The organism is Arthrobacter sp. NQ7, from assembly GCF_029581595.2.
GTDB classification, from domain to species: Bacteria; Actinomycetota; Actinomycetes; order Actinomycetales; family Micrococcaceae; genus Arthrobacter; species Arthrobacter phenanthrenivorans_B.
The window spans coordinates 42,839-55,804 of sequence record NZ_JARFXU020000010.1 but is presented as its reverse complement, the minus strand read 5'-3'; the positions used below and the strand labels follow the sequence as shown (position 1 = coordinate 55,804).

At 65.5% G+C, this 12,966-nt stretch carries 11 protein-coding genes; 3 read left to right on the top strand and 8 right to left on the bottom strand.

Translation table 11 applies throughout. The features are described 5' to 3' along the window. The 4 genes from PUN71_RS12235 to PUN71_RS12220 all read right to left on the bottom strand — a co-directional run. The coding region (locus PUN71_RS12235; RefSeq protein ID WP_277798623.1) for a permease at positions 1–1,681 on the bottom strand (1,681 nt) is incomplete at its 3' end. A 927-nt stretch (positions 1,682–2,608) separates the two neighbouring features. Continuing rightward, a complete protein-coding gene (locus PUN71_RS12230) occupies positions 2,609–2,890 on the bottom strand; it encodes a hypothetical protein (RefSeq protein ID WP_277798622.1) in 282 nt (93 codons plus the stop codon). After that, complete coding sequence (locus PUN71_RS12225) at positions 2,887–5,376, bottom strand: heavy metal translocating P-type ATPase (protein ID WP_277798621.1); 2,490 nt, start codon at positions 5,374–5,376, stop codon at positions 2,887–2,889. The genes PUN71_RS12230 and PUN71_RS12225 overlap by 4 nt, the downstream gene beginning before the upstream one ends. Then, positions 5,342–5,656 carry a heavy-metal-associated domain-containing protein gene (locus PUN71_RS12220; RefSeq protein ID WP_277798620.1) on the bottom strand — a complete coding sequence of 105 codons (315 nt, stop codon included), beginning with the start codon at positions 5,654–5,656 and terminating at the stop codon, positions 5,342–5,344. The genes PUN71_RS12225 and PUN71_RS12220 overlap by 35 nt, the downstream gene beginning before the upstream one ends. A 123-nt stretch (positions 5,657–5,779) precedes the next feature. Between PUN71_RS12220 and PUN71_RS12215 the strand changes: the two genes are divergently transcribed. Continuing rightward, positions 5,780–6,178: a MerR family transcriptional regulator gene (locus PUN71_RS12215; RefSeq protein ID WP_277798619.1), complete on the top strand. Its 399-nt coding sequence runs from the start codon at positions 5,780–5,782 to the stop codon at positions 6,176–6,178. A gap of 105 nt (positions 6,179–6,283) precedes the next feature. Here the strand turns inward: PUN71_RS12215 and PUN71_RS12210 are convergent, their stop codons facing one another. Beyond that, entirely contained in the window at positions 6,284–6,673 is a 390-nt protein-coding gene (locus tag PUN71_RS12210) for a heavy metal-responsive transcriptional regulator (protein WP_277798618.1), read from the bottom strand. A 213-nt stretch (positions 6,674–6,886) separates the two neighbouring features. On the opposite strand from PUN71_RS12210, the gene PUN71_RS12205 reads away from it, so the two are divergent. Together PUN71_RS12205 and merA are read left to right on the top strand one after the other, a co-directional pair. Continuing rightward, positions 6,887–7,210 (top strand): hypothetical protein, encoded by a 324-nt coding sequence (locus tag PUN71_RS12205; RefSeq protein WP_277798617.1) that lies wholly within the window; start codon positions 6,887–6,889, stop codon positions 7,208–7,210. 137 nt (positions 7,211–7,347) lie between these two features. Then, positions 7,348–8,793 (top strand): mercury(II) reductase, encoded by a 1,446-nt coding sequence (gene merA, locus PUN71_RS12200; RefSeq protein ID WP_277798616.1) that lies wholly within the window; start codon positions 7,348–7,350, stop codon positions 8,791–8,793. A gap of 453 nt (positions 8,794–9,246) precedes the next feature. On the opposite strand, the gene PUN71_RS12195 is transcribed toward merA, so the two are convergent. From PUN71_RS12195 to PUN71_RS12185, 3 genes are read right to left on the bottom strand one after another with little or no spacing between them, the layout of a single operon-like run. Next, a complete protein-coding gene (locus PUN71_RS12195) occupies positions 9,247–9,831 on the bottom strand; it encodes a histidine phosphatase family protein (RefSeq protein WP_277798615.1) in 585 nt (194 codons plus the stop codon). Positions 9,832–9,884: 53 nt separating this feature from the next. Further along, on the bottom strand, positions 9,885–11,387 hold the full coding sequence (locus PUN71_RS12190; RefSeq protein WP_277798614.1) for a MutS-related protein: 1,503 nt from the start codon (positions 11,385–11,387) through the stop codon (positions 9,885–9,887). Continuing rightward, positions 11,384–12,916 (bottom strand): MutS-related protein, encoded by a 1,533-nt coding sequence (locus PUN71_RS12185; protein WP_277798613.1) that lies wholly within the window; start codon positions 12,914–12,916, stop codon positions 11,384–11,386. The genes PUN71_RS12190 and PUN71_RS12185 overlap by 4 nt, the downstream gene beginning before the upstream one ends. Positions 12,917–12,966 lie beyond the last annotated feature (50 nt).

Below are 12,966 nucleotides of genomic sequence, written 5' to 3'. Positions count from 1 at the left end.
CGCCCGGGTTGGCCGCGAAGGTGTCATGGCAGCCCTGGGAGCAGAAGTAGTAGGTGTTCCCGTGATGGTCGTGGGTCGCCGCCGGGCGGGCCGTGTCCACGTCCATCCCGCAGACCGGGTCCACCGCAACATTCGGGGTCTGACCGGCGTCTGATCCAATAGGGATGGTCTGTGCCGCGCTGGTGAATGCGCCCGGGTTGGCCGCGAAGGTGTCATGGCAGCCCTGGGAGCAGAAGTAGTAGGTGTTCCCGTGATGGTCGTGGGTCGCCGCCGGGCGGGCCGTGTCCACGTCCATCCCGCAGACCGGGTCCACCGCGCCATCGGGGGTCTGATTGAGTCCGTCTTCTGGCTTGCCGGCGACCTGGGCTTGGCTTGCATCCGGTGCCGGTGCTGCCGCCCCCATGGGTTCGGCGCCGGGCTGATGGATGTATTTGCCGGGGTCGTTGACGAACTTTTCGTGACACCGGTCCGAGCAGAAGTAATAGGTGTTTCCGGCGTGCACGTGGGTGGCGGGGGCGTGTGCGCGTTCTACCTGCATCCCGCACACCAGGTCCTGGGCGTATTTTTCCATCCCGCCGTAGCGTTCCCTGTTCCGATACAGCCAGTACACGACCGCCGCGGCGGCGATGGCGATGATGTTCAGCCAGGTGGTGTAATTCCACTCGAAGGACGTGTGGGCGATCTCTGCGGGACGGGCGGGAGCGGGGATGCCCAGGGCACGGAAGAGCAGGTCAACGGCGAGCCCGGAGACGCTCATGACGGCCCAGAACGAGAAAAAGATCCGGGTGGCGATCCGGCGGCCGTAGAACTTGCCGTAAATGATGACCAGGGGCAGTGCGATGAGGTCCGCGAAGACGAACGCGACGGTCCCGCCGAAGCTTAGGCCGCCTTTGAACAGGGCCGCGGCCAGGGGAACGTTCCCGATCGAGCAGACGAAGCTGATGAACGCCACGAAGGGCCCGACGATCACGTTTTCCAGATCCGTCCAGAACCCGTGGCCGGAGAAGAAGATCACATCGTAGGCCGAGGCCGGGACGGCGACGGCGAGGATCCCGGCGACCAGGTAGCCGATGAGCAGTTCACGGCGGAGCATGCTCACGTCCGAGACAGCGTAACCGGCCGCGTCAGCCCAGCCTGCCATGGAGCGCAAGCGCCTCCACAGGCCCACCCCGTGCCGCTCGGCCTCGTCCGACACATCGGGGCGGCCCTTCACAGCGGCCCGGGCGTTGAGCTGTTCCCTGGCCTGCTCGAGTTCGGCGGCGGGGAAAACGCGTGGGGCGACCAGCACGAACAAGGCGATCATGATCGCCCCGCCGACGAATTCGGCCAGGGCGAACTGCCAGCCGATCAGCAGCCACAGCACGATACCCAGTTCAACCACGAGGTTCGTGGAGGCGATCATGAAGACCATCGCGGTCGTGAAGTCCGCGCCGCGCTGGAACAGCGATTTCGCCAACGCTGTGGCCGCGTAGGAGCAACTTGAGGATGCGGCGCCGAGGAACCCGGTGCGCACCACAGTCCCGGGCCGGTGATCCCCCATGGCTTTCTGCATCTCATGCCGGGACACAAAGGCCTGGACCGCCCCAGAGAGCGTGAACCCGAAAATCAGGGCCCACAAGGTGGCCCAGAACATGAAAAACGCTTCCAGGACGCTCTGCCCTGCTGTCTGCAGCACTACCATCAATCCATTCCTTCGCTGCTCGTGGTTCCCGGACTCCGGCCGGGGCCGACAGGTGTCGCGCCGCCCCCTGAACCAGCGGCCTCTGAACCGGGGGCCTGGGTGGTGTCCGGGGTCGTGATTCCGTTGGTTCTGCCACTTCGACGGCCGCGTAAACGGGCCAGTGCATGACCGATTTCCCGGATGACGAACGCGGCCCTCCCGGCAGGCCCGGCGTCACAACCTGGCAGGCCCTCAACTATCGCGCACCTCTTGGCGCTGTCCCGGCCTCCCTGCCCGGTGCTGCTGTCGCGCCGGGCAGAGGTCCTGGCAGCGGCCACGGGGACCATCAATTCTCTGCTTTGCATGATTCTGCCTTTTTCCATATGGTCCTTCTGCTTCCCGTTTTTGTCGCCGTCCGGCCCGGGCTCATGCTGGCACCAGCCTCCGGGCGCACGTGCAGGCGCAAGCTGCGGTATCGCGCCGAACCATCCTAAAACTTTGCCCTTGGGGCAAAGTCAAGTCGGGGTCTGGTGTCATTTCTACCGGCCGGGGATGGGTGCGGCCCTGAACGGGGCCATCCTCCGGGGCAGGTTTTCCAGAACCGTCTGCCGGGTGCCCTGGATGCGTTCGACGGCCCTGTGGCTGCTGATGTTGAACAGGTGCGGAGATCAGCTGCAGGTGCTTGAGGCGTTGGCGTTCGGGCAGCATCGCGACAGCCGACGGGCGTCGGGTGTGCATCGCCACCCGGTGCTCCTCGGGCAGGTCCGCCAGCGAAGCGGTCATGATCCGCACGGTGCCGGCGAATTCCCCGGTTCAGGGCCAGGGCGCGGCGGGATGAGGATGAGGAAGCCGAGCGGGAAACCCAGAGGCCCCGCCAAAAGCTGTAGTAGCCGCAGCAGCTGATGCTCAACGCCCTGCCGTCGAAGATGGGAAGGAAGCCGTAGACCATCAGGGCCAGCCCGGCCCACAGCACGCCTGCTTGCCCATCATGAGGAAAGGGGTCCGGCTCACCCAGCCGGGTCTTGAGCCAGCCCCGCAGCGCGGTGAACCGGCGGGGGCGGTGATAAAGGGTTCGGGCCGGGGTTCCAGCGCCCGGCAGGGTGCAGAGGTTTCCTGCCGGAAAACCAGCGGCACCATCCCGGGCGGGGTAGGAACCCGGTCCCGGGCGGCTTCGTCAATCATTGCCGGGCCGCCGATGGCAGGTTCGCTGCCGCTTACTGCCCGTCTCATGCTTCCTGCTCCTGGGCCGCAAGCCGGGCTTTGCGGGCTTTGACGCTGCCGATGGCGTCGAAGAGCAGGGCCGGGCGGGTGCCGATGGAGTTCAGGAAGATCGCCGTGACGGAGGCGGCCATCGCGATCATCGCCCAGACCGGGTAGACCAGGCCGGTGGCTGCCAGCGGGACTCCGATGCCGTTGAAAGCGAAGGCCAGGGCGACGTTGGTCCGGGTCCGCCGGTAGGCGGAGTCGCTGATGGTGCGGGCGTCCATCACCCCGGCGACGTCTTCGCGCAGCAGCACGATATCCGCGGATTCGACCGCGATGTCCGTACCGGCTCCGGCGGCGATGCCGACGTCGGCCTGCATCAGGGCCGGGGCGTCGTTGATCCCGTCGCCGACCATCGCGACCCTCGTACCTCCGGCCTGCAGCTCCCGGACGATGCCGGCTTTGCCTTCGGGCCGCACCCCGGCGCGCACATCACTGATGCCGGTTTGTTCGGCGACCCGGCGGGCGGCTCGTTCGTTGTCCCCGGTGACCAGGACCGGTTCCAGGCCTGCGGCGCGCATCGACGCGACGGCTGCAGCCGCGTCGGGACGGAGGCGGTCGGCCAGGGCGATCACCCCGAGGGCACGCCCGTCCCGGGCGATGCCGATGACGGTGTTCCCGGCCGCTTCGAACTGATCAATCCGGTGTACCAGGCCCGACAGGGCCACGCCTTCAGCGGTCAGGAAGGCCGGTGAGCCGGCCAGAACCACGGCGCCGCCGATCATGGCACGGACCCCGGAGCCGGTGACCGATTCAAACTCCCAGGCAGGAGCCGGGGTGATGGCCCTGTCCCGGGCAGCGTTGACGATGGCCCGGCCCAAGGGGTGTTCGGAGTGCTGTTCGGCCGCCGCGGCCAGCGCCAACAGCTCATGGGCGGTACCGGTAGCGGGTTCGGTGGCGGTGACGGCGGGTTTGCCTTCGGTGAGGGTGCCGGTCTTATCCAGCACGATGGTGCGGACCTGGCGGAAGGTTTGGAACGCTTCCCCGGTGCGCATCACGATCCCCTTGTCCGCGGCCGTTCCGGCGCCCCGGACAATGGCCAGCGGGGCAGCGATACCCACGGCGCAGGGGTAGCCCATGACGAGCACGCTCAGGGCCGCGAACACGGCGCGGCGGACATCCGGTTCCCCGGTAAGGGCCCAGCTGCCGGCCAGCCAGCCGAGGAGGGCAACGGCGGAAATGGTCAGAATGGTGGGGGTGTAGACGCGCAGGATCCGGTCGACCAGGTGCAGGATCCCGGGTTTGAGGGCGCGGGCGTCCTCAACATGGCGGATGACCTGGGCCAGGAACCCCTCGGCCCCGGTTGCCCTGACCTGGACCAGCAGCGTCCCGGTGCCGTTGACGGAACCGCCCACGACCTGGTCCCCGGGGCCGGCGTCGACCGGCACCGGTTCGCCGGTGACCAGGGACACATCCACCGCGGACACCCCGTCACGGACCCGCCCGTCCAGCGGGATCCGCTCGCCGGGACGGACCCGGACCAGGTCACCGACACGGACCTGTTCGACCGGGACCTCCGCCTCGGCCCCGTCAACAGTCACCAGGCGGGCCAGGTCCGGCTGGAGATCCAGCAGTTTGCGCACCGACTGACTCGATCGGGTCTTGACCAGCAACGAGAGCCACTCTGAGAAGACGTGGTAGTTCATGATCAGCACAGTGACCGCGAAAAATGCCGCCGTCGGATAATCCGGCAACACCCCGGTCAGCCCGATCAACCCGCCGGCGATCCCGGCGAACGCGCCGACCTCCAGCAGTACGTGCTGGTTCAGGATCCCCCGCCGTCCCGACTGGTACGCCATCCGCAGGATATGCGGGCCGATCCCGAACACCGCGGCCAGTGCCAGGAGCCCGGCACTGACACTGACCACCGGTTCGCCCAGCACCCCGGCCGCCCGCAGGACCAGGGCTGCGACACCGGGCGCCACGACACCAGCGGCCCCGGCCAGCGCCCGGGCCCTCCCTGCCGGGCGCAGCAGCACGTACGAGAGCGGGACCATCAGGACCACGACCGTGGCCGGGACCAGAACCGAAAGTACCCCGGTCACCACAGCGATCAGCCCGATCGCTGCCAGGCTCGCCGTGACCGCCGCCAGCAGCCGAACACCTTCCCGGACCAGGGCCGCTTCCTCTTCCTCGAACGGACGCAGCTTACGCGGGTCATAGAGCTCGTACCCGATGTCCCTCAGTGTGCCCAGAATCAGGTCCGGGGAAACGATCTGCGGGTCGTAGTCGACCAGGGCCTGTTCATGGGTCAGGGACACCGCGACCGTGCCCACACCGTCCATCCGGCCCAAAGCTTTCTCGATCGTTCCCGTGCACAGCGAGCAGTGCAGGCCCGCGAGCCGGGCCCGGATCCGCTCATGCCCCGGTTCAGCGCCCGGCTCCGATGCCCACAACCGGGCACTGTCCTTCGTCGCGTTAATCATTCCGCTGCCCTCGGTCCGGCTCGCCATCAGGTCCAGCCTTCATGCCCGCATCTGACTCTGTTTCGCTGCCCTTCACGGTGTAGCCGGCGGCGGTGATTTTCGCCGCCAGCACCCCCGCTTCCACTCCCGGCCCGACATGGACCCGGACCCGCCCGGTGGTGTGATCGGCGGTGGTTTCCCGTACTCCTTCGACCCGGCGCAGGGTGTTGCCGATCCGCTGCTCGCACCCGGTGCAGGACATGCCCTCCACCTGCAGCGTGATCAGCGCCGGACCTGCCGCGTTGCCGGGAAAAACATTGTTGTTCATTGCTGATTCTCCTCATTCCCGTCGGGGCTTGTCCTCGTACTCCGGCCATGCTAAAACTTTGACCCAGGGACAAAGTCAAGGGTGCGTTGTTCGCCGCCGCCAGAGAAAACAAAAGGAGTCCGGATGAAAGTTGGACAGGCAGCCGACGCAGCCGGGGTCACGCCCAAGGCCGTGCGCTTATGGGAGTCCAAAGGGCTCCTCCCACCGGCGGGAAGAACTTCCACCGGATACCGGATCTTCACCGATGAAGACGTTCGGATTCTGCGGTTCATCCGGCAGGCAAAAGCACTGGACCTCAGCCTCGAGGAAATCGGGGACGTGCTGGACCTCCAGCGTCACGGCGCGGTCACGTGCGGGAAAGTCACCGCCTTGCTCGATGCGCACATCGAACGGCTCGACCGCACCATGACTGACCTCAAGCGCCTGCGCCGGACCCTGGACCGCGCACGCAAAACTGCACGCGATACCCGCGCGAGAGGCCAGGAAGCGGTCGTCTGCCACATCATCGAAAACACCGGGTGAACAGCTCTTCCCCCGTCCTGGGTCTCACCCGACGGCACGGGGGTATTCCCAGGATGCAAGGGACACAACCGAGATGAACCTCACCCGCGGTCCCTTCAGCGGAAGTTAGAGGTAACTGCAGATCCGGTTGGGATCGCAGTCCGCCGGGTCGCCGGCGGAGGCGGTGTGATGGAATCCGGCGACGGCATCCCGCAAGGCGGCCAGTTCTGCGATCTGGGCGTCCAGGTCAGCGAGTTGCCCGGCAAGCAGGTCCCTGACGTGGGTGCAGGGGGCGCTGCCGCGGTCGCGGAGGGTGAGGATCTCACCGATCTGGGCCAGGGTCAGGCCCGCAGCGCGGCCCCTGCGGATAAACTCCAGCCGCGTGATCGCGTCGTTACCGTACTCGCGGTATCCGTTTCCGGTGCGTTCCGCGGGCGGGAGCAGACCGCGGTCCTCATAGAACCGCAGGGTTTTAGTGCTCGTTCCGGCAGCTGCTGCCGCCTCACCAATCCGCATCATCTGCTCCTGCCGTGAAGGGGAAAGCCGGGGGTCCGATAAACCCCGCTTGACATTCCAGCATAGGGGAAGGTCAAGAATGGGGATACGGCAGAGCTGCAGTATCCCAAGTCCCGCTTCGGAACTGCCAGGCAGGCCCCACGCCCTCGGAGTTCCCGGCGGCCCGTTTTGCCGAAACCGATCCTTCCAGACCGACCCCTACCGGAGGTACCGTTGACCACCCAGACCACACCAGCCGCCCTTTCCGGCGGTGTTCCCGCACCGGCAACACCGCCCGCCGTTCCGGTGACGGCCCTCATTGACCTGCCCGGCCTCCGCAACGCCGCACCCATCGGCGGGGGCTGCTGCTCGCTCGCCGCCGATGACGTTGTCCGGGACGAGCTTGAGAGCTGGCCCGGGGTTACGGTCGAGAAGATCGATGCCGAAGCTGAAACCGTCCCGGTCCGGTACGAGCCGGACCGTGCTGACCGGCTTTCCGATGCCGTGGACGCGGTCCGTGACCTCGGCTTTGACCAGGCCGGCATCCGCGGCCGCTGACCCCAGTCCGGAAAGTTTCCGGCCGACCGGCCCTCTTGACCTTGCCCTGCAGGTCAATGTGCAGACTGGGCATGAACATTAGCCATTGGCGACGCGGCGACCAAAGAGGTCTTCGCACCCATTTTCTGGAAGGTCTCATGACTGAAGCAACAGCGTTTGATTATGATCTGGCAGTGGTCGGCTCCGGCGGTGGGGCGTTCGCCGCCGCGATCCGGGCCACCGGCCTGGGTAAGCGGGTCCTGATGGTGGAACGGTCCACCGTCGGGGGGACGTGCGTGAACACCGGCTGCGTGCCGTCCAAGGCCCTGTTGGCTGCCGCGGACGCCAGACATATTGCAGCAGATGCCTCCGGCCGGTTCCCCGGCATCAGCACCTCGGCCGCGCCGGTGGACATGGCCGCCCTTCTCGCCAGTAAGCGGTCGTTGGTGGAGGGGATGCGCACGGATAAGTACGTTGACCTGATCGCGGACTACGGGTGGGACCTGCGTCAGGGTAACGCGGTGTTCGCCGGAACCCCTGAGGAACCCGCCCTGGAAATCACCGGACAGGATGGTGTCCGTGAATCCGTTACCGCCGCCCACTACCTGGTCGCTACCGGTTCGGCCCCCTGGGCGCCCCCGGTTGAGGGTCTTCAGGATGTGGAGTACCTGACGTCGACAACGGCGATGGAACTGGAAGAGGTCCCCGAATCTCTGTTGGTGTTCGGCGGGGGCTATGTGGCGTTGGAACAGGCGCAACTTTTCGCCCGCCTTGGCTCCAGGGTGACCATGCTGGTCCGTTCCCGCCTGGCCTCGGCGGAAGAACCCGAAGCATCCCGGGCACTGATGGGTGTTTTCGCGGACGAGGGCGTCCGCGTCGTCCGCCGGGCGATGGTCACCGCCGTCCGATACGACCCGGATACCGCAGAGGTCCTCGCGACCGCCACAGTGTCGGGCGGCCAGGAGGAATTCCGGGCCGCCCGGCTGCTCGTCGCCACCGGACGCCGGCCCGTCACCGATGGTTTGAACCTGGACACCGTCGGGGTCAAGACCGGTGACCGGGGCGAAATCCTGGTGCAGAACACCTTGGCCAGCACCAACCCCCGGATCTGGGCCGCCGGCGACGTCACGGGTCACAGCGAGTTTGTCTACGTTGCCGCCTCCCACGGTTCCCTGGCGGTGGAGAACGCCTTCAACCAGGCCGGCCGCGAGGTCGACTACCGCCACCTGCCCCGGGTCACCTTCACCAGCCCGGCCCTCGCCGCGGTCGGCATGACCGACAAGGAAGCCAACGCCGCCGGGATCCGGTGCGAATGCCGGGTCCTGCCCCTTGAATACGTCCCCCGGGCACTGGTGAACCGCGACACCCGCGGCTTCATCAAGATCGTTGCGGACGCCGATACGGGACGGATCGTGGGAATCACCGCCGTGGGCAAGGAAGCAGGCGACCTGGCCGCAGCCGGTGTCTACATCCTCGAAGCCGGCATGACCGTGGACCAGGTCGCGAACCTCTGGTCCCCGTACCTGACCATGGCCGAAGGCATCAAAATCGCCGCCCAATCCTACAAAACCGACGTCTCCAAACTCTCCTGCTGCGCCTCCTGACCCCTTCGGGCACCACTCCCCTGAGGCCAGTACACGCCGGGATCACCCCTGCCACAAATACTCACTTTAGGAGGGACCCCGGTGGATGCGAATAACACGGCGAACGGTGGTGCTGCGATTATTTCGTCATCAGGCAAGGCGGTGCGATTACCACATGAACATCGGGGTCGGACTTCTGGCTGTGTAGGCGCACGGATCTGCTAGGAGCAGCCGGCTGTGGACGGATAATGAGCGAGGCCCGCTCGTCCCCGGGTCAGGGACCACGGGAAACCTGAGCATTTGGTTCCATAGCCATTCTGATCCTGCTGCAAAGGCTGGAGGTCGACCAGAGCAAGGCATCCGGCAGCAAGTTCGCGACCTTCACCTACCTCGACCAGGTACTGGCTCTGGATCTGCGCCATCTGGTGGGCAAGGTGCGCGGGTAGTGGCGGCTTTTCAACGGTCACCCATTTTCTATCCGGCCGGGGTCTGGTCCGCTGCCACAATGGTCCAGTCAGCCCCTGCGCGGCAGAGGTCATTCCAGCTGCCCGTCGGCGCGGACAGCTCCGGTTGCCACGCCGGGGCGAGTGAGGCGATCAGAGGGCGGATGACCGCCTCGTGGGTGACAACGATGACCGATCCCTCCGGGTTTTCATCAAGGACCGCATCAAGGGCAGGCCTGACCCGGGCGAGAACGTTACGGGCAGACTCGACCCCGGGTGCGTCATCAACGCTTCCCCACTGTGCGATCACCTCCGTTTTGAGCCGGCCCGTCTGGGGGCCGTAGTCACGGTCGTTGAAGCGTTCATCCACCACATGGGCCACCCCTGCCCGCTTCGCGATGGCGGCTGCGGTGTGTACCGCCCGTTGCAGGGGGCTTGAAATTACGATGGAAGAACCCTTTGCCGCCAGGGCTTCGGCGAGGCGGCGCGCCTCGGCTTCCCCTGCCGCATCCAGTGGCGGGTCCGCCAAACCCCGCAGCCGTCCTTCAGCGTTCAGTGCGGTTTGCCCGTGACGGGCCAGGTAGAGGTGCCGCACACCGTTCTCCGGCACTGTCATGGATACTCCTGCCTCCCTGCTTCCGTGCGCCGTGGTGGGACGACGGTGGTTTGTTATGGCTCGGTGGAGGGGGCGAATATCCGGGCGTACAGGTCCTCCCCGAAACTGGTGGCAGTCGGTTCGCCCTCAACCATTGTGAAGGTCCGTTCTCCGTTGTCCCGGCGCTCGGCCTGCAGGAACAGGGCCCCGGCCCGGTGCCGGGTAAACAGGGCGTGGGCGAGTTCGAAGAAGTGCGTGACGAAAACGACCCGGATGCCGGATTCGACCAAAGCGGCGATGACATCCCAGGCCAGGGCGGAGCCTTCGCGTTCGTTGGTCGCTGAGAACGATTCGTTGAACAGCATCAGCGACCCTGGCCTGATGGTCTGGGCGATCCGGTTCATCCGGTCCAGTTCCTCATCGAGTTTTCCACTGGTGAGGTTGGGGTCTTCCTCGCGCCGGTAGTGGGTGTAGAGGCCGGTACAGATGCCTGTGCTGAAGTATTCGGCGCAGACAAATATCCCGCATTCCATCATGAGTTGCGCGTTGCCGATGCTGCGCAGGAAGGTCGACTTCCCTCCTTCGTTTGCCCCGGTGACCAGGATCAGGTTTTTGGATTCACCGTTGACGTCACTGCCGATGACAGGCCCGGTGGAGGACAGTCCCAGGGCCGCGTCGCAGAGGCCTTTGGCGCACAACCAGTTCGGGGAGCCGGGCGCCTCGGGCTTGGGAAAACAGATCGGAACGGTGGCGGACAGCCGTTCGCGCAGGTTCAGGCACCCGACATAGAAGGCCAGTTCGGAGCGGAGCATCGAGAAGAAGCTCACGATGTGCTGATCCGACCGGGCCAGGGCGTTGGCCACGAGGATCAGGCCGCGGTCTTTGAGCTCGGACAGGGCCCGGTATCCGCTCTCGTCACGATCATTGATCTGAAAGGTGTAGCTGGATCTGTCGGGGAAGAAGAACCGCTGGAACCAGTTTCTGGGGTCCGCGTTGGGCCGGCGGAGGGTGTACCCGGTTCCCTCGTTGGCGGCGCCGAGCCCGGCACTGATCAGGGGTGCCGAACGGAACCGCAGCGTCTCCAGGTGCCCTGCGATAGTCCGGAAGTAGTCATCGTCAAGTTCCTCTGTGATCATGCTGAAGAGCCGGGTGAGCCCGGGGGAACTGAACCGGTGGCCGTGCTCGGCGGCGAGGTTCCTTAATCGCCGGAGCATGGGGACCAGGAACTCGAGTGATTCGATGGCTGTGCGCAGGACCGCGTCCGGGTACCGCAGGAAAATGCTGTGGTAGACCTTTTTTTCACCGTCAATGGTCTCCACCGCGAGGTCGTAGAGGTCCCGGATGATGGCCGGGTGTTCCAGGCAGTCGACCAGGATGTGCTGCCGGTAGAGGATGTCCGCCTGCTCTTTGAGTGGTGAGAGCAGGGTTTTCCTTGCGATGTCCTGCAGGAAGGTGTCTCCTGCGGCCATTGCATGCACTACCGGGACCAGGTTCAGGTCCCGGATCAGGTCGTGTTCATTCTCCGGCGGCGCCCCCTGGGGAACGTCCCGGTCGGGGAACATCAGATACGCCTTCATGGGGTCAGCCGCTCCTTCAATTGCTCGTAGGTGAGGCCGTATTTTTGGGCCAGGACCCGAGCGTAGGCCATCCCGTCGGCGGGCCTGCGCACGACTTTGAAGGTTCGTTCGGCCGGGTTCCCGGGGTTGACCGTACTGACCATGCTGACCATGGTGCTGCTGAGCGAAACCAGCTCATCGACGAACGTCACGCAGACGCAGAGCAGGTCCAGCTCAACGATCCGTGACATCACCTTCCGGCCCAGGGCCACCGCGTCCCGGAGGGCGGTGGAGGTAAAGATTTCATTCAGGATGACCAGGCTGTCAGGTGTTGCCGCTTCGAGGATGTCGTGGACCCTGACGAGGTCGTCCATGAGTTTTCCTCGAAGGTCCTTGGTGTTTTCTCCCTGTTCGAAATGGGTGAGGATGCGGTCCGGGAGGAAGATCCGGGCAGCGGTGCCCGGCACGGGAAGACCCAGGCCGGCAAGATAGTGGAGTTGCCCCACGGTCCGGGCAAAAGTTGTCTTACCACCCTGGTTCGGACCTGAGACAAGAAAAATGCGTTCCCGGTCGTGCAGATCGAAGTCATTGGTCACCACCGGGCGCCCATCGCCCACGCATTGCGCCGCGAGGGCAAGATCGAACGTTGAACGGACGGCCAGCTCCTTCGAGGTCCGGGAGACCTCCGGGAGACAGAACGGCAGGCCCGAGCGCTGCAGGGTGGCAATATGGGCCAGATACGCGAGGTAAAACTGGACCTCCCGGTCAAAGCGGGTGATGACCTCATCGATGTAGCCGGCGTGCCGGCTGCAGAAGTCCCGGAGGGATTCGAAGGTTTCAGGGAAGAGCCAGGCAACCCCATCGAGCACCATGGCCTCCACATGGTTGATGTCCACGGTGGTCGGGGGCGCTTCGAGGCGGTTCTTCACCTCTCCCTGCTGAAATTTGCTGAACGTCGCCGCGACCTCGGCGCTGTAATCGGCTTCGTCCTGATACCGGGAAACGCTCACCTGCCCGCCCTTGATGCGGAAACAGTATGTGGCGTTCGCCAGATCGTCCTTAAGGCGTTCCGCGTCCTCCAGCAGAGCCTGGAAGGATGCCGAACCGACGTACTGGTTCAGGTAGTCCCGCAGCGTGCGGAAACCGGACGACGTGACCGCTGAGGCGGCCAGGTCCGTGGACAGGCTGCCCACGGCCGTGCAGTAGATGGTGGCGGCGTCCAGGAACAGGGCCTGCTTCTGATACGGGTAGTGCAGCTTTTCCGACAGCGCACGCTGGTTGCGCATGCTCTGCATCCGCCCGGCGAAAGACCCCAGGGACGCCAGTAAGGAACCGTCCCGAAGGTCCTGGAGTACTTGATGCCGGTAGCTGATCTCTTCGACACTGGCCAACGGGGCGTAAAAGAAGGGTTTCAGGTTGAACTGATCCCTGCCCGCGGTCACCGCAGCAATGACCTGGTCAAGATGCAGATCGGCCAGAAAGGGTTCCTGCCCGGAGAGACCGGACCCGCGCGCGGTCCCTGCGGCCGCCCATAAAATGCTGGTGAACACCGCGGCGGTTGGTTCTGTGCGGGAAGATAATTTCGCGTCTGGGAACATGT

Bases quoted from the DNA above. Each gene is read 5' to 3' on its own strand.
- PUN71_RS12195 (WP_277798615.1), bottom strand. From the start codon at position 9,831: ATGACAGTGCCGGAGAACGGTGTGCGGCACCTCTACCTGGCCCGTCAC.
- PUN71_RS12220 (WP_277798620.1), bottom strand. From the start codon at position 5,656: ATGAACAACAATGTTTTTCCCGGCAACGCGGCAGGTCCGGCGCTGATC.
- PUN71_RS12225 (WP_277798621.1), bottom strand. From the start codon at position 5,376: ATGGCGAGCCGGACCGAGGGCAGCGGAATGATTAACGCGACGAAGGAC.
- PUN71_RS12230 (WP_277798622.1), bottom strand. From the start codon at position 2,890: ATGAGACGGGCAGTAAGCGGCAGCGAACCTGCCATCGGCGGCCCGGCA.
- PUN71_RS12210 (WP_277798618.1), bottom strand. From the start codon at position 6,673: ATGCGGATTGGTGAGGCGGCAGCAGCTGCCGGAACGAGCACTAAAACC.
- PUN71_RS12190 (WP_277798614.1), bottom strand. From the start codon at position 11,387: ATGAAGGCGTATCTGATGTTCCCCGACCGGGACGTTCCCCAGGGGGCG.
- merA (WP_277798616.1), top strand. From the start codon at position 7,348: ATGACTGAAGCAACAGCGTTTGATTATGATCTGGCAGTGGTCGGCTCC.
- PUN71_RS12215 (WP_277798619.1), top strand. From the start codon at position 5,780: ATGAAAGTTGGACAGGCAGCCGACGCAGCCGGGGTCACGCCCAAGGCC.